We start from the raw sequence: 16,274 nt of genomic DNA, 5'->3' as shown, positions 1-16,274 counted from the left end.
TCACGGGCGGGGATCTACGCCGCCCGCCCTCCTAGCCCCCCGGGCATCACCGCCCGCGGTCCGAACTTCGCCCGGGCCTGGTCCGCGATCTCCTCGATACGGCGGACCTTCTCGTCCACCGGGTCGAAGGTCAGCTGGTGGGAGGCCTGGTCGGCGGGGTCGAGCCCCTCGGCGCGCAGGGCGATCGCGCGGACCCGGGCGCGTTGCAGTCCGAGCGCCTCGTACAGGCCGTACGCGGTCCGGGTCAGCGCCGGAGAGTGTGCCGTCGGCTCGGTCAGGGTGCGACTGCGAGTGGTGGCGGACCGGTCGGCGTAGCGCACGGTCAGGGTGAGCGTGCGGCAGACCTTCTCCAGGGCCCGCAGCCGGGCGCCGAGCTCCTCGGCGGCCGACAGCAGCGCCCGGCGGTGCCGGTCCGGGTCCAGCTCGTCGCGCCCGAAGGGGCGTTCCGCCGCGAGGGACCGGGAGACGGCGTTCGGCACGACCCGGCCCCGGTCGACGCCGTTCGCCTTCTCGCGCAGCTCGCGGCCGGCCTTGGCGCCGATCAGCCGTTGCAGGGTGGACAGCGGTGCGGTGGCGACCCGGCCGAGGGTGTCGAGGCCGTAGTCGCCCAGCGTGCGGGCGGTCGCGGTACCCACACCGGGCAGCGCGGCGACGGGTTTGTCCGCGAGGAACTCCGCGATGGCGCCCTGCTCCTCGGGCACCGTACGCGTCGCCCCGGGCGCGGCGCCGTCCAGCGCCATCCGGGCCAGCATCGGACCGGGGCCGGCCCCGATGACACAGTCGACGCCGTGGAGCGCGAGCGAGCGCACCCGGATCACCGAGGCCAGTTCGACGGCGTCCCGCCCGAAGTACCGCTCGGCGCCGCGCAGGTCGGCCAGCGCCCCGTCCGGCGGCAGGGCCTGGACGACAGGGGTGAACTCCTCCAGCATCCCGAGCAGGTGGGGCAGCTCCGCCCCGCCCGTCGGAGGCAGCTGGAAACGTACGCAGAGGATGGTCATCCCGCACTCCCCGGACTCTGGTGCCACAACTTTCTTCCGACCGCCGCGGGCCCTTCCCCCGCGGGACGCAGATCGGCCCAGGGGTGCATCTCGTACCCCGTGGCCATGCGGATCTTCCGCTGCTCCATCGGGTCCTGGGCCGCGGAACCCGTCGGCGCGGGCACCCCTTCCGAGCCGGCGAGCCGCCGGCGCGCCGCCCCGTCACCGTCGTCGCCGGACCCACCGGGATCACCGCCGCCGGCCAGCCGGGCCGCGACCCCCTCCAGCCCTTCCTCCCGGCGTACGTCCAGCAGGTCCGCGAGGTTCCAGGCGGCGGCGCCCACCACGCTGAGGCTGCGCGGACCACGGCGCTGCACCACCCCGCGCACCAGCAGCAGCCAGGAGTGGAAGACGGTGTGGGCACAGGCGTCGTGGGAGTCGTCGAAGAAGGCGAGGTCCACCAGGCCCGTGCCGTCGTCCAGGGTGGAGAAGATGACGCGCTTGCCGGACCGGATCGGCGGTGTCTGGGTGGCCGCCTTGGCGCCCGCGACCAGCACCGTCTCCCCGTGCCGGGCCTCGCGCAGCCGCCGCGCCGACACCACGCCGAGCTCGTCGAGGAACGTCCGGTGATCGTCCATCAGGTTCCGCGAGGCGTCCATGGACAGCACGCCCAGTTCGGCGCTGAGCCGCTCCGAGGAGGTGAGGTCGGGCAGTCCGGCCGGTGCGGTCTCGCGCCCCCCGGCCAGCGGGAGCTGGCCGCCGCCCCCGCCCCGGGCGCCCCGGTGCAGCTCGGTCAGATGCAGTTGCAGATCGCGGCGGTTGGCACCGAACGCGTCCAGTGCCCCCACCTGCGCGAGCCGCTGGGCCAGCGGACGGCTGGGCCGGCCCCGCTCCCAGAAGTCGACCAGCGAGGCGTACGGCTGGCCCTCGGCGATCCCCGCCGCTTCGGCCTCGCTGATGCCGTGGACATCGGAGAGGGCCAGCCTGAGCCCCCATTTACCGGACACCAGTTCGATACGGTGTGCGACTCCCGACGCGTTCACGTCCAGCGGCAGCACCGGCACCCCCCGTCGCCGCGCGTCCGCCAGCAGCAGCCGCTTCGGGTACATGCCGGGGTCGTGCGTGAGCAGTCCCGCGTAGAAGGCGGCCGGGTGATGCGTTTTCAGCCACGCCGACTGGTACGTCGGCACGGCGAAGGCGACCGCGTGCGCCTTGCAGAAGCCGTACGACCCGAAGGCCTCGACGATCTCCCAGGTCCGCTGAATCGTTTCCGCGTCATAGCCGTTCACCGCCGCGTGCTGTGCGAACCACACCTTGATCCGCTGCTGCGACTCCGGATCCGACAGCCCGCGCCGCACCCGGTCGGCCTCGCCGCGCCCGCAGCCGGTCATGATGTCGACGATGTCGATGATCTGCTCGTGGAAGACGACGACCCCGTAGGTCTCCTTCAGCGGCCCCTCCAGATCGGGGTGCGGATACCGGACCGGCGCCCGACCGTGCCGCGCCTCGATGAACGGCCGCACCATGTCGGCGGCGACCGGCCCGGGCCGGAACAGCGAGATGTCGACGACGAGGTCGTGGAACGTGGCCGGCTGGAGCCGCCCGACCAGATCCCGCTGCCCGGGCGACTCGATCTGGAAGCACCCGAGCGTCTCGGTGGACTGGATCAGCCGATACGTCTGCGGATCCCCCGGTGCCAGGGAGTCCAGATCGACCCTCGCCCCCGACACCCGCTCCACTTCCTCCACCGCGTGCGCCATGGCCGACTGCATCCGCACGCCCAGCACGTCGAGCTTCAGCAGCCCGAGGTCCTCGACGTCGTCCTTGTCGAACTGCGACATCGGAAAGCCCTCGCCGCTGGTCGGCATGACCGGCGTACGCGCGAGCAGCGAGGCATCCGACAGCAGCACCCCGCACGGGTGCATGGCCACCCCGCGCGGCAGCGCGTCCAGCCCCTCGACCAGCTCCCACAGCTTCCCGTACTTCTCCTTCTCGCCCGCCAGCGCGCGTAGCTCGGGCAGTTCCTCCAGCGCCGCGCGGGCGTCGCGCGCCCGGATATGGGGAAAGGACTTGGCCACCCGGTCGATCTCGGCCGGGTCCATGGACAGGGCGGCCCCCACGTCCCGGATCGCGTGCCGCACGCGATACGTCTCCGGCATCGCGACCGTCGCGACCCGCTCGGTGCCGAACCGGTCGATGATCGCCCGGTAGACCTCCAGCCGTCGCGCGGACTCCACGTCGATGTCGATGTCGGGCAGTACGACCCGCTCCTTCGACAGGAACCGCTCCATCAGCAGCCGGTGCTCGATGGGATCGGCGTGCGCGATACCGAGCAGATGGTTGACGAGCGACCCGGCCCCGGACCCCCGGGCGGCGACCCGGACACCCATCTTCCGTACGTCCTCCACCACTTGGGAGACGGTCAGGAAGTAGGAGGCGAAACCGTGGTGGGCGATGATGTCCAGCTCGTGGTGCATCCGCTCCCAGTACTCCCGCCGCCGGTCGTATCCGCGCAGCACCATCCCCGCCGCCGCCCGTGAGGCCAGGGCCCGCTGGGCGGTCCGGCGCCCGGCGCCGACCAGATGCGGCTCGGGGAAGTGGACGGTGCCGATCCCCAGATCGTCCTCGGGATCGACCAGGCACGCGGCGGCCGTGGCCTGCGTCTGCTCCACCAGCCGGTGGGCGGTCTCCCGCCGGAACCCCGCGGCCTCCACGATCCGCTCCGCCGCAGCGAGCATGTCGCCGGCGCCCTTGAGCCAGGCCTCACCGGAGTCCAGCCCCTTGGCCGGGTCGATGGGCACCAGCAGCCGGGCGGCGTCCAGAACGTCGGCGACCGGCCCGAGACCCGGGTCGGCGTACCGCACGGCGTTGGTGAGCACGGGCCGGATCCGCTGTTCGGCGGCGAACCCGACGGTCCGGGCGGCCAGCCGCAGCGACCCCGGCCCCGTGCCTTCCCGGCCGTGCCAGACGGCTTCCAGCCGCAGGGCGTCGCCGTAGACGTCACGCCAGGGCGCGAGCAGTCGCGCCGCACGGTCGGGCCGCCCCGCGGTCAGGGCGCGCCCGACGTCCGATCCGGGCCCGAGCAGCACGGTCAGCCCCTCGGCGTGATTGCGCTCCCAGGGCAGCAGGGGCGTCCCCTCCCCCTCCTGGGCGGCCGAGACGAGCCGGCACAGGTCCGCCCATCCCCGGGCGCCGTCCCGGGCAAGAAAGGTCACGCGGGGAGCCGACTCGTCGACAAAGGCGCCACCCCGCACCGGGGTCCGGCGCCGCCCCCGCCGCTCGGACCCGGGCTCCGCACCGGCCACGGCCAGATCGGCCCCGAACAGCGGCCGGACCCCCGCCTTCCCGCAGGCTTTCGAGAACCGGACAGCGCCGGCGAGCGTGTCGCGGTCGGTCAGCGCCAGGGCGTCCATACCCCGCTCGGAGGCACGCTCGGCCAGCCGCTCCGGGTGCGAGGCTCCATAGCGCAACGAGAATCCGGAGACGGTGTGCAGATGCGTGAACCCCGGCACACGCACCTCCCGCACTTGTGAGCCACACCAGCTCTCGAACATCTGTTCCCAGCTACCTCACCCCACCATACCCCCATCCTCGAATGTATGTGCGACATCCGTTCGGCCCCGCCCCACCTGCGGAAACACCCCAAAACCCCCGACCGTGGAGGCATGCCGCACAGCTCGTTCCGCACGGAGGTGAGAGACGCCGTCACCCCGCGGGCCACCCTGCTCATCGTCGGCGTGATCGCACTCCAGCTGCTGTTCATCGCCTCGTACGTGGGAGCACTGCACGACCCGAAACCCAAGGACGTCCCCTTCGGCGTGGTCGCCCCACAGGCCGCCGCGGGCCAGGCGGTCACCCGGCTGGAACGACTGCCCGGCTCACCCCTGGACCCCCGCGCCCTGCCCGACGAGGCCACGGCCAGGACCCAGCTCACCCACCGCGACATCGACGCGGTCCTGATCATCGACCCCCGGGGCAGCACCGACACCCTCCTGGTCGCCTCCGGGGGCGGCCGGATCCTCTCCACCACGCTGACGGCCCTGGTCACCAACCTGGAGAAGTCCGAGCGGCGCACCATCCGAACGGTCGACGTGATCCCATCCGCACCCCACGACCCCAACGGACTCTCGTCCTTCTACCTGGTGATCGGCTGGTGCGTGGGCGGCTACCTGGGCGCCGCGGCCCTGGCCATCAGCGCCGGGGCGAAACCCTCCAACCCCTCCCGCGCCGCGATCCGGCTGGCGGTCATGGCCCTGGTCGCCCTCACCGGCGGTCTCGGCGGAGCCCTCATCGCCGGCCCGGCCCTGGACGCCCTGCCGGGCAGCACCGCGGCCCTCTGGGGCCTGGGCACCCTGATCATCTTCGCCGTGGGCGCGGCCACCCTCGCGTTGCAGGGCCTCTTCGGCACGATCGGCATCGGCCTGGTCATCCTGCTGGTGGTCATCCTCGGCAACCCCAGCGCGGGCGGCGCGCTGCCCCCACCCCTCCTCCCGCCCTTCTGGAAGGCGATCGGCCCGGCCCTCCCCCCGGGCGCCGGCACCTGGTCGACCCGCTCCATCGCCTACTTCGACACCAACGCGATGACGACGCCGCTCCTGGTCCTGTCGGCGTGGGCGGTGGCGGGAACGGCGATCACCCTGGCGGCAGCGACCGTACGCAAGCGGGCGGAGACGACCGCACCCTGACCACACCCCACCCGCACTCGCCGCCCGGCGCGAAGGACCGGGAGACGGGCTGCGCCACCACAGCCGGCCCGCACCCGCGTACGGCGAGAAGGGGCCGTGTCGGGGGTGTCCGCCCGCAGCGGTTGTCGCGTCGACGCACAGCCGGTCGGCGTGCAGGCCCATCACGACGTTCGAGGACGGACACCCCCCGCGCGGCCCCGACCCACCACCCAGCGGCACGCGAGAACGCGCACCCCCACCCGGCGAGACGGCACGCAAAAGCCCCGCCCCTCGCACAAGGGGCGGGACTTCACACACACTCGTCAGCCGATCTGCGTCCCGGTCGCGGACAGCGCCTCGGTCACCGGCTGGAAGAACGTCTCCCCGCCCGAGGTGCAGTCACCGCTGCCGCCGGACGTGAGCCCGACCGCCTTGTCGCCCGAGAACAGCGACCCGCCACTGTCACCCGGCTCCGCGCACACGTCGGTCTGGATCAGCCCGTTCACGATGTCGCCGTTGCCGTAGTTCACCGTGGCGTCCAGCCCGGTGACCTTGCCCTCGTGCACCTGCGTGGTCGACCCGCTCCGGGTGACCGCCATGCCGACGGTCGCGTCCGCGGCGCCCGAGATCTTCTGGGTGGAGCCGTTGTAGAGGTTCACCTCACTCGGGTGAGCGACCTCCGCGGTGTACTTGACCAGCCCGTAGTCGTTGTCCGGGAAGCTGGAGTCCGCGTTCGTGCCGAGCTCCTTGCCACTGGAGTCCGACCAGGTGGAGATGCCCTCGGTGCAGTGACCGGCGGTCAGGAAGAACGGCTCGCCGCCCTTGACCACGTTGAAGCCCAGCGAGCAGCGCCCGCTGCCGTCGGTGATCGCGTCACCACCGGCGATGAAGGGCTTGTACTCCCCCTTCGAGCGCTTCAGTTCGGCCTTCGCCCCGAGCCCGTCCACGACCTTCGTCAGCTTCGCCCACTCGGCCTCGGAGACCGTACGGTCGGCGGTCACCACGACCTTGTTGGTAGTGGGGTCGGTCACCCAGGCGGTGCCCGGGATCGTGGCGTCCTGCTTCAGCGTGCTGCGGGCGCTCTTGAGTTCGGCGAGGGAGTTCGCCACGACTCTCGCCTTGGCGCCGGCCTTCTCGACGGCCTGCGCGGCGGCCTCGTCGAGCACGTTCACCACGAGGGCCTTGCTCTTCGTGTCGTAGTACGTCCCGGCCGCGTCGCCGCCCAGGTCCTCGGCCAGCGTCGAGGCGAGCTTTCCGGCCGCGGCGACCGACAGGGTCCGGGGTGCGGACGCCTCAGGGGTCTCACTGGCGTTCGCGGTCTGGAACGTCACTCCCGCGGCGACCAGCGCGGCGATGCCCGCGCCTGCCACGGCTGCACGCCGCTTGGGTATGCGTCGGTGCTTCAACTTCTGTCCTCCTGTGGGGGGTCGGCACGAGAGGTTGTGGGGACCTCACGAGCCGGAAGGCTTCGTTGACGAGCGCCTACTATTCCGAGGACAACGGGGAGCACACAAGGGTGAGTTCGAGACGCGCGTAGACAGCGCTTCGCACGCCCCCTCATTTTGACCGTCCACGATCAAATCGGACCAACTCCCGCGCATTCACACTGCAAACATTACGCGTGAGTAATGTGTGCCCACTCTGTGAGGTCTGCCCATGGCTGAATTTCGCCCCTCCGGCGCCGGGTTGCGCAGGAGACCCGCACCCAGCACGAAGCCCCCGCACGCGATGCGTGCGGGGGCGTGAAGTGCTGCGGAGCCGCGAACTGCCGTCGGTGGCCTAGTAGACGCTGACGCCGTAGGCGCTCAGGGCCTCCGTGACGGGCTGGAAGAACGTCGTGCCGCCGGAGGAGCAGTTGCCGCTGCCGCCGGAGGTCAGGCCGTAGGCGACCCCGTTGCTGCCGTAGAGCGAACCGCCGGAGTCACCGGGCTCGGCGCAGACAGTGGTCTGGATCAGGCCGGAGACGATGTCGCCGCCGCCGTAGTTGACGGTGGCGTTGAGGGCGGTGACCCGGCCGCTGTGCGTACCGGTGGTGGAGCCGTCACGGATGACGGTGGTGCCCACGCTCGGGGTGGCCGCACGCGTGATGTCCACGCCGTTGGCCGTGCCGGGACGGCTGACGGACCCGCTGTAGCGCACGAGGCCGTAGTCGTTGCCCGGGAAGCTGGAGCCGGCGGTCGAGCCGATGACCGTGGTGCGGCCGGAGTTGGAGTACCAGGTGCCCGCGCCGTCGGTGCAGTGACCGGCGGTCAGGAAGTACTCGGTGCCGTTGCTGGCACGGACGTTGAAGCCGAGGGAGCAGCGCCAGCTACTCGCATAGATGGCGTCGCCGCCCTGGATGAGCTTGTTGAACTTGCCGGGGGTGCGCTTGATCGTGAGCGCGTCGGCGTTGCCGCCGGCCTGCTGCTTGATCTTCGCTATCTCGGCCTGGGTGACCGTGCTGTCCACGGTCAGGAGCACGCGGTTGGTCTTGCTGTCGACGGCCCAGGCGGTGCCCGGGATGTCGGCCTTCAGCAGCGAGCCGCTGGCGCTCTTGAGCTCGGCGGCGCTGAAGGTGGTGGGGGCGTCGGATGCGTTCGCGCTGGGGATCGCGATCGCTGCGGCGGCAACGAGGCCGGTGGAAACGGCGATCAGCCGGGTCCGTCTCGAAATGCCACTGCGCGGGGTGGTGCGCTTGATCCTCACTTTTCGTTCCTCCACAAAGGAAGTAGGGGGCCCTCGTGGGGTTTCGGGCCCGTGAGGCGCAGCCCTGGACCGGCTGTTCGGATTCCGAACACGCCGTGCCCCTGACAAGCGCTGAGGGGGAGTATTCGGCCGAACGGCCGGTCGGCGCAAGAGTGCCTTTCGGACTTCAACCTCTGAGCGCTCTTCACGAGCCGCCCGGCCGTGGCCGGGTCAGCCGTCGCAGGGGCAGCAGCAATCGCACCCGTCGCAGTCGCAGTCCCGGCAGACACCCTCGCGCTTCTTACGGGACCACGGCCCCTCGTACTCCTTGGCGCAGCACAGCTTGCAGGTGCAGCACAGGAGCCAGAACATTCCGCAGCCGGCCCAGAACCCACGCCGTCGGGACGGCTGGGGCACCGGCGCGCCACCGCCGTACGCACCACCCCCGAACCCGCCGCCCCCGAAGCCGCCACCGCCGTACGCGCCTCCGCCGGCGTACGGATTCCCGCCACCGCCCGCGTACGGGTGGTGCGGGGAGCCGTAGGGCCCCTGCGGCGGCTGTCCGTGGGGTCCCTGCGGCGGCTGCCCGTGGGGTCCCTGCTGTCCGTAAGGTCCGCCGCCCTGGTGGGAGGCGCACACCGGCACCGTGCCGAACGCCCGGTCCACCGAGCGCCGCAGTTCGTGCACGAGCAGCAGATGGACGAGCCCGGCATCGGTGAACTCGGCGTCGCGCAGCGCAAGCCGCACGCCGTGCACCGCGTCGTCGGCGAGCCGCCGGACCTCCGCCAGGGAGGTGCCGGTCGCGGCGATCGGGTTCCAGGCGCCTGACGCGACGTCAGTGTGCAGGTCCTCCACGGCGTCCAGGAGGTGCGCGAGGCGCCCGAAGAGCCGTCCGGCCTCGGCGAGGGGCGCGGCGTTGTGCGGCCGGCCCGCGAGGACAGCGGTGTGCGCGAAGGCCGCGGCGGTCGCGGTCTCGGTCGGTTCGGTGACGGTCAGGAGCGGCGTCCCGGGGCCGGCCAGCGCTTCGATCCCGGCCTGCCGGTCCACGGCGTCGACCAGGAGCGCGGTGTCGAATCCCACAGCGGTGCCGCTCCGGGCGCCCGCTGTGTCCCAGCTCGCGGCGACCCGGCGCGCCGCACGCGCCACCGGCCTGCGGGCCAACAACCCGTCACCGTCCGTGACGTGGTCACGGACCTTCGCCGAGGCCAGCACGAGGGAAACGGCCGCCGCGAGCCGGGCCCCCTCGCCGTGCGCGACGGAGGCGGTGCGCATGCCGCGCAGCGGGCACGGTCCGGCCGTACGCCGGCCGGACCCGTCGCTCTCCGACTGAGCCTCCGTCAGAACCGAGACAAGAAGCCCGTCATAATTGGTGACTATTCGGGCGAACTGCCCGTGGTCACCCCGTAGGGCGAGGCAGAGCCCGCACAAATGCGCCATCCACTGACTTGCGAGCTTCTCCCCGAGCCGGTGTCTACAGGGCCTGACGATTCCGAACACAACGCTCCCCCGAGGTGTGTGACGACGTTGAGCTGCGGCATCGTATCGGCTGCGGCATTCACCCGTACGCCCCGGCGTCACCCGTACGCCGAGAAGAATCATATTTCACTCACAGTCAGCAGCCGTTTGGGAAACGGCCCTTGGGACACACGGACTCTCGACGGATTCGCTGTGCACCAGTACCGTCACAAACCCCCCGTGCGGCGTCTATCCACTTGGCGCGCCATCCGCATCATGGACGACCATAGGGATGCGGAAAGCAGAAAGACCGCTGTGAGAGGAGGCGTCCATGGGATCGGTACGCAAGGCAAGTGCCTGGCTTGGCCTCGTCGACGACAACGAAGACGAGCGTTACTACGACGACGACGACTACTCCGACGGGAACGAGCCCGGGGAGGCCTGGGTCACCGATCCGCGTGTCAAGGTGGCCTCGGACGTCGCCGAGGAGAAGGGCCGCCGCATCGGCACGGTGACCCCGGACAGCTTCCGGGACGCGCGCGCCATCGGCGAGCTGTTCCGCGAGGGCGTGCCGGTCATCATGAACCTCACGGCCATGGAGGCGTCCGACGCCAAGCGCGTGGTCGACTTCGCGGCCGGGCTGATCTTCGGCCTGCGCGGTTCGATCGAGAGAGTGTCGACCCGCGTGTTCCTGCTGACCCCCGCCAACACGGAGATCGTCAACGGCGACCCGGCCGGGCACCGGACGGACGGATTCTTCAACCAGAGCTGAGGCAGGGCCGCTCACCGGCCCTGCCCCCGCGCAGGGTTACCGGACCGGCCTACCGGAAGGCATCGAGTCCGGTGAGCGCCTTGCCCAGCACGAGCTGGTGCATCTCGACGGTGCCTTCGTAGGTGAGCACCGACTCGAGGTTGGTCGCGTGCCGCATCACGGGATATTCGAGCGAGATCCCGTTGGCCCCGAGAATCGTCCGGGCCGTGCGGCAGATCTCGATCGCCTCCCGGACGTTGTTGAGCTTGCCGAAGCTGACCTGCTCGGGGCGCAGGCGACCGGCGTCCATACGCCGCCCCAGGTGATGGGCGAGCAGAATCCCCTTGTGCAGTTCGACCGCCATGTCGGCGAGTTTGGCCTGGGTGAGCTGGAAGCCGCCGATGGGCCGCCCGAACTGCTCCCGCGACTTCGCGTACTCGACGGCGGCCTCGAAACTGCTGCGGGCCGCGCCCATGGCGCCCCAGACGATTCCGTACCGGGCGTGCGACAGACAGCTGAGGGGGCCGCGCAGTCCTGCGCCCTCCGGGAGGACGGCTTCGGCGGGCAGCCGCACGTCGTCCAGTACGAGCTCGCTGGTGACCGAGGCCCTGAGGGACCACTTGTGCTTGATCTCGGGAGCGGAGAACCCGGCGCTGTCGGTGGGCACCACGAAGCCGCGCATCCCGTCCTCGGTCTGCGCCCATACGACGGCGACACCGGCGACCGACCCGTTGGTGATCCACATCTTGCGGCCGTTGAGAATCCAGTCGGAGCCGTCGCGCTTGGCGTAGGTGCGCAGGGAGGCGGGGTCGGAGCCGTGGTCGGGCTCGGTGAGTCCGAAGCAGCCGATCACCTCGCCGGCGGCCATCCGCGGCAGCCACTGCTGCTTCTGCTCCTCGCTGCCGAAGCGGTGGATGGCGTACATGGCGAGGGAGCCCTGCACGGAGACGAGGGAACGGATGCCGGAGTCGGCGGCCTCCAGCTCCAGGCAGGCGAGCCCGTACTGCACGGCGGACGCACCGGCACACCCGTACCCGTCCAGGGACATCCCGAGGGCTCCGATGCCGCCGAGCTCCCTGGCCAGCTCCCGAATGACCGGCAGCTCCCCCTTCTCGTACCACTCGGCGACATGGGGCAGCACCCGGTCCGCGGCCCAGGCCCGCACGGTGTCCCTGATCCCGAGGTCCTCCGGCTCCAGGAGGTCGTCCAGGCCGAGAGGGTCGGCGGGATCGAAAGGAGGCAGCTTGGATGAACCGGACATGATCGACACCCTCCGAAGCTCTTTAACTAGCACCGCTAGCCAGACGCTACGGCTTCGACCCACCGACGCACCACCCGTACCTGCCGACTGAGAGCCCGGCGTCGCGGCGGGGCCCTCACACCGCCCGTGGCGGTGGGGCGAAAGGTGCAGTCGCCCGGGGACCCTCACCCCTCAGCCACAGGCGGTGCGTGAGCGGGCGAAGGGGGTCACACCGAGACGCGGGACTCCGCCGAGTCCCTGGGGGCGGGCAGTTCCACCGCCTCCGAGGGCTCGCACTGCATGACCCGCGGCAACCGCAACGCCATCACGGCCCCCAGGAGCAACAGACCTGCGCTCACCAGCAGCGTGACATGCAGCCCGTGCACGAAGGCGTCCCGGGCGGCATGCCGCAGAGCGGCACCGGCCGACCCGCCCAGCTGCGCGGCCACCTCGTACGCCTCCCCCAGCGAATGGCTCGCCGACTCGGACGCCGACGCCGGGACCCCCGGCACGCCCGACAGCCCGGGCGCGTACGCGGCGTTCATCACCGTGCCGAGCAGCGCGATCCCGATCCCCGCCCCGAGCTGGTACGACGTCTCCCCGATCGCCGCCGCCCCGCCGGCCTGCTCCTGCGGTGCCTCGCTCAGCATCGACTCGTACGCCCCGAACAGCGTCGTCTCCAGGCCGAAGCCGAGCAGCACGAACCCGCTCAGCATCAGCGCACAGTCGTCCGTCCGGCCCAGCGCCGTCAGCAGCACCACCGCGAACGCCGTGAGGCAGAACCCGGCGCACACCATCCGCCGCGGCCCGAACCGCCGCAGCATCCGCGCCCCGGCCAGCCCGGCCGCCATGGCCGCGAACGTCAGCGGCAGCAGCCGCAGCCCCGTCTCCAGCGGCGACAGCCCGAGCACCAGCTGCAGGTACTGCGCCGCGATCAGTTCCAGCCCGACCAGCGCGAGCATCGCCAGCACGATGCACCCGACGGACGTACTGAACGCCGGCCGCGCGAACATCTTGAGGTCGACCAGCGGATACTTCCGCCGCCGCTGCCGCCGTACGAAGCCGGCCAGCAGCGCGGCGCCCACCACCAGCGACGGCACGGTGAGCAGGCTGCCCAGCGACTCCCCGCTGCCGAGTCGCTTCACGCCCAGCACGACACCGAACAGCCCGGCCGCCGCCATCAGTGCACCGACCACGTCCCAGGGGCCCTTGCCGTCCCCCTTCGACTCGGGCAGCAGCAGTCGCCCCACCGGGAGGCTGACCAGCATCAACGGAATGTTGACGAGGAACACCGAGCCCCACCAGAAGTGCTCCAGCAGGAAGCCGCCCAGCAGCGGACCGACCGCCGCGCCTACCGCGGCCACAGCGCTCCAGATGCCGATGGCGAGCGCCCGCTCACGCCGGTCCGGGAAGACCTGCCGCAGGATCGACAGGGTCGCGGGCATGATCATCGCGCCGCCCACGCCGAGCAGCGCCCGCGCCACGATCAGCAGAGGGGCGCTGTCGGCCAGGGCCGCGAGGCCGGAGGCCACGCCGAACAGCGTGTAGCCGAGGAGCAGCACTCTCCGGCGGCCGACGCGGTCGCCCAGTGTGCCGAACAGGATCAGCAGCGAGGCGCAGACCAGTGGGTAGACGTCGACGATCCAGAGCAGTTCCATCCCGCCGGGCTTCAGGTCCTCGGTGACGGCGGGGACCGCCACGTGCAGCACGGTGGCGTCGACGGCGACCAGCAGCAGGCTGACGCAGAGGACGACGAGGACCACCCAGCGGTTGGCACCGGCCCCGGCCGCCCTACGGCGCAGCGCAGTGGCGGCCGTGGTCGTCCCGGACATGTACGTACCTCCCAGATGTTCCCTCGCGATCGGCGGGCTCACGGGGTGGGGGACGCCCCCGCGACTCGGCCGGAGAGGAGCGGTAATCTCCGGCCCGCGCAAACGAAAAGCGAGTGACACGTCAGAGTACGCGAGTCCCCGGCGGAGACCAGTGGCGGACCTCTCACACCTCCGGCGGACAGCTGTGGCGTACGCCACTCTCTCCTTGATGGTTCACGCCCCGGTCGGCCGGGCGGTTCCGGCCCGGGTCGATAATCGGGCCCGTGACCGATCTTGAGACGCGCGCGGCCCCGCCCCGCGCCGGGGCGCTGCGCCGGGCGGTCCCGGCGCTCGCCGGCTACGCGGCCGTCCGCGCCCTGGGCCTGCTCGCCCTGTTCCTGTGGAGCGCGGCGCGGGACAAGAGCGCGTACACGCTGCTGACCGCCCGCTGGGACGCGCTCTGGTACGTCAGGGTCGCCGAGCTGGGCTACGGCTACGAGGTGCGGCTGGCGAACGGGGACCTGCACTCGAACCTGGCGTTCTTCCCGCTGCTGCCGTGGCTGGAGCGGCTGGTGGCGGCGGTGTCGCCGCTGTCGTACGCGGACGGGGGGTTCCTGGTCAGCCTCGTCGCCTCGCTCGCCGCGGCCTGGGGGATCTTCGCGGTGGCGGACCATGTGTACGGCCGCCGGGCCGGGGTGTGCGCGGTGCTGCTGTGGGCCGTTCTTCCGGTCGGGATCGTGCAGTCGATGGCGTACAGCGAGTCCCTCTTCACTGCGCTCGCGGCCTGGGCGCTGTACGCGGTGCTGACCGGCCGCTGGGTGACGGCCGGCGCACTGGCCCTGTTCGCCGGGCTGACCCGCCCGGTGGGGCTGGCCGTGGTGGCGGCCGTGTGGGTGGCGGCGGTGGCCTCCTTCGTACGGGACCGGAGTGCGCCCGGTCAGGGCGACCCGCACGTCACGGCCGAGCCCGCGACCCGGGTCCGGCGCGTCCTCGGCATGGCCCTGGCCCCCCTCGGCACCGCCGGCTACGTGCTCTGGGTCGGCCACCGCACCGGCAAGGGCCCGCTGGGCTACCTGGACGTCCAGGCCGGATGGCGCAACGGCTTCGACGGCGGCTACGCCTTCGCCCGGTTCGTCGCCGAGAAGTTCGCGTCGTTCCCGGCGGCCCTGGCCGGTGCGGGGCTCGTCGCCGGGGTCGCGTCAGTCGTCTGGCTGTATGCGACCGGAGTACGTCAGCGCCAGCCGCTGCCGCTGCTGGTCTACACCGGGGTCGTGACCGCGCTCGCCCTGTGCGCGTCGAGCTACTTCGGCTCGAAACCGCGCCTGCTGCTGCCCGCCTTCCCGCTGCTGCTGCCGCTCGCGCTGGCCCTGGCCAAGGCGCGTCCGCGCAGGTCAGCGGCCATCCTGGGGACCGTCGCGGTGGCCTCGGCGGTGTACGGGGCGTTCTGGCTGAACGGCCCCGGTCCCCCCTGACCCACTGTGAGCGCAGGGGGAATTCCGCACCATGCCCCGGTGAACGAATTCAAAAGCGCACTAAAACCCGCATCTGGAATGATCAAAGGAATTGAAGGTCACAGCGGCCGACGATTACAGATTCGCTGGAAATAAACCCCCTCCTGAGAGGAATCCCACATCACATCGTCATCACAAAGCCGTTGATTCGCCCGGGATCCGAGCTCACTCGCTGTAACGTCGATTGGGTGCGTACCGAACCGAAGCTCACCCGTCTGGACCGGGTGTTCGCCCGGCTGGACCGTGAGCCGGAACGACCGGCCCACATCGATGTGCCGAAGATGAGCAGGCACCGCATCGTGCTCTTCGCGGGAACCCTGGCCTTCTACGGCGCGATCGTGTGGGCCGTGGTGATCACGTCCTGGCTGGTCCGGCTCGACTGGCAGGTCATGTTCTTCCGCCCGTACCAGCAGTGGTCGGAGATCCACTGGTTCGTCGACTACTACGTGGTCCTCGGCCAGCGCGGCCCGACCGCCGTGATGGTCGCGGCCTGGCTGGGCTGGCGCTCCTGGCGGCAGCACACCCTGCGGCCGCTGCTCGCGCTCGGCGTCTCACTGCTGCTGCTGAACATCACGGTCGGCGCCGCCAAATACGGCATGGGCCGCCTGGGCCCGCACTACGCGACCGTGATCGGCTCGAACGAGATGTGGCGCGGCGGCGATATATTTCCGAGCGGTCACACCGCCAACGGCGTGGTGACCTGGGGGATCCTGGCCTACCTGGCCTCCTCCGCGAGAGCGCAGCGCTGGCTGTCCGCCGTGTCCGCGGTGACCTCGCTCGGCGTCGGGATGGCCACCGTCTACCTGGGTACGCACTGGCTGAGCGATGTGCTTCTCGGCTGGACCGCGGGTCTGCTGATCCTGCTCGGCCTGCCGTGGTGCGAGCCGCTGATCGCCCGTGCCGAGACCGCGATCTTCGACCGGCGCGACCGGCTGCGGGCCCGCAGGCGCCGTACAGCGGCCGGCACTCCCGTCGTGATCACGCCCCTGCCCGCCGACCGGGAGGACGTGGCGGCCCGGGCGTCCCGGGCCCCGGTCTACCTGGCGCCGGGCCCGCACACGGCCCGCTCGGAACGCACACCGATCACCCCCGCCGGCAGCCGGCGCCCTCAGCACCCGGAGCGTCACCCACGCGGTTCGGCCTCGTCGGCCCGCCCGCTGACAGGCGGCTGACCACGGCAGGTGCGCACCCCTTCCGGCAG

At 71.5% G+C, this 16,274-nt stretch carries 11 protein-coding genes; 4 read left to right on the top strand and 7 right to left on the bottom strand.

Annotated features, from left to right (window positions below):
* Nucleotides 1–14: 14 nt before the first annotated feature.
* Nucleotides 15–998, bottom strand: coding sequence for a DNA polymerase Y family protein (locus GTY56_RS25840; RefSeq protein ID WP_161367718.1), 984 nt, complete (start codon nucleotides 996–998; stop codon nucleotides 15–17).
* Complete coding sequence (locus GTY56_RS25835; RefSeq protein ID WP_161367717.1) at nucleotides 995–4,489, bottom strand: DNA polymerase III subunit alpha; 3,495 nt, start codon at nucleotides 4,487–4,489, stop codon at nucleotides 995–997. Before GTY56_RS25835 ends, GTY56_RS25840 begins: the two co-directional genes overlap by 4 nt.
* Nucleotides 4,490–4,642: 153 nt before the next feature.
* Between GTY56_RS25835 and GTY56_RS25830 the strand changes: the two genes are divergently transcribed.
* Nucleotides 4,643–5,662 carry a DUF3533 domain-containing protein gene (locus GTY56_RS25830; RefSeq protein WP_161367716.1) on the top strand — a complete coding sequence of 340 codons (1,020 nt, stop codon included), beginning with the start codon at nucleotides 4,643–4,645 and terminating at the stop codon, nucleotides 5,660–5,662.
* Nucleotides 5,663–5,964: 302 nt separating this feature from the next.
* Here GTY56_RS25830 and GTY56_RS25825 read toward each other — a convergent pair whose 3' ends face one another.
* The 3 genes from GTY56_RS25825 to GTY56_RS25815 form a co-directional block, all read right to left on the bottom strand.
* Nucleotides 5,965–7,047, bottom strand: a complete 1,083-nt coding sequence (locus GTY56_RS25825; protein WP_161367715.1) for a S1 family peptidase — start codon at nucleotides 7,045–7,047, stop codon at nucleotides 5,965–5,967.
* Between the two features lie 373 nt (nucleotides 7,048–7,420).
* The gene (locus tag GTY56_RS25820; RefSeq protein ID WP_107458101.1) at nucleotides 7,421–8,326 is read right to left on the bottom strand and encodes a S1 family peptidase; all 906 of its coding nucleotides are present in this window, start codon (nucleotides 8,324–8,326) and stop codon (nucleotides 7,421–7,423) included.
* Nucleotides 8,327–8,536: 210 nt separating this feature from the next.
* Nucleotides 8,537–9,802, bottom strand: a complete 1,266-nt coding sequence (locus GTY56_RS25815) for a DUF5685 family protein (protein WP_346345577.1) — start codon at nucleotides 9,800–9,802, stop codon at nucleotides 8,537–8,539.
* Between the two features lie 289 nt (nucleotides 9,803–10,091).
* Between GTY56_RS25815 and GTY56_RS25810 the strand changes: the two genes are divergently transcribed.
* Nucleotides 10,092–10,532, top strand: coding sequence for a cell division protein SepF (locus tag GTY56_RS25810; RefSeq protein WP_030850887.1), 441 nt, complete (start codon nucleotides 10,092–10,094; stop codon nucleotides 10,530–10,532).
* A gap of 49 nt (nucleotides 10,533–10,581) precedes the next feature.
* Here GTY56_RS25810 and GTY56_RS25805 read toward each other — a convergent pair whose 3' ends face one another.
* A complete protein-coding gene (locus tag GTY56_RS25805; RefSeq protein ID WP_161367714.1) occupies nucleotides 10,582–11,772 on the bottom strand; it encodes an acyl-CoA dehydrogenase family protein in 1,191 nt (396 codons plus the stop codon).
* 206 nt (nucleotides 11,773–11,978) lie between these two features.
* Nucleotides 11,979–13,583 (bottom strand): MFS transporter, encoded by a 1,605-nt coding sequence (locus GTY56_RS25800; protein WP_161367713.1) that lies wholly within the window; start codon nucleotides 13,581–13,583, stop codon nucleotides 11,979–11,981.
* Nucleotides 13,584–13,846: 263 nt separating this feature from the next.
* Between GTY56_RS25800 and GTY56_RS25795 the strand changes: the two genes are divergently transcribed.
* Both GTY56_RS25795 and GTY56_RS25790 read left to right on the top strand, forming a co-directional pair.
* Complete coding sequence (locus GTY56_RS25795; protein ID WP_161367712.1) at nucleotides 13,847–15,034, top strand: mannosyltransferase family protein; 1,188 nt, start codon at nucleotides 13,847–13,849, stop codon at nucleotides 15,032–15,034.
* 227 nt (nucleotides 15,035–15,261) lie between these two features.
* Nucleotides 15,262–16,245, top strand: a complete 984-nt coding sequence (locus tag GTY56_RS25790) for a phosphatase PAP2 family protein (protein ID WP_161367711.1) — start codon at nucleotides 15,262–15,264, stop codon at nucleotides 16,243–16,245.
* The last annotated feature ends 29 nt before the right edge of the window (nucleotides 16,246–16,274 follow it).

Source organism: Streptomyces sp. SID5643 (assembly GCF_009872555.1).
In the GTDB taxonomy this organism is placed as follows: domain Bacteria; phylum Actinomycetota; class Actinomycetes; order Streptomycetales; family Streptomycetaceae; genus Streptomyces; species Streptomyces iakyrus.
Note: the sequence above shows the minus strand (reverse complement) of the source record. Positions and strands in the feature narration are given on the sequence as shown.

Excerpts from the sequence above, each read along its gene's own strand:
- GTY56_RS25840 (WP_161367718.1), bottom strand. The coding sequence starts at position 998 with ATGACCATCCTCTGCGTACGTTTCCAGCTGCCTCCGACGGGCGGGGCG.
- GTY56_RS25800 (WP_161367713.1), bottom strand. The coding sequence starts at position 13,583 with ATGTCCGGGACGACCACGGCCGCCACTGCGCTGCGCCGTAGGGCGGCC.
- GTY56_RS25810 (WP_030850887.1), top strand. The coding sequence starts at position 10,092 with ATGGGATCGGTACGCAAGGCAAGTGCCTGGCTTGGCCTCGTCGACGAC.
- GTY56_RS25830 (WP_161367716.1), top strand. The coding sequence starts at position 4,643 with ATGCCGCACAGCTCGTTCCGCACGGAGGTGAGAGACGCCGTCACCCCG.
- GTY56_RS25805 (WP_161367714.1), bottom strand. The coding sequence starts at position 11,772 with ATGTCCGGTTCATCCAAGCTGCCTCCTTTCGATCCCGCCGACCCTCTC.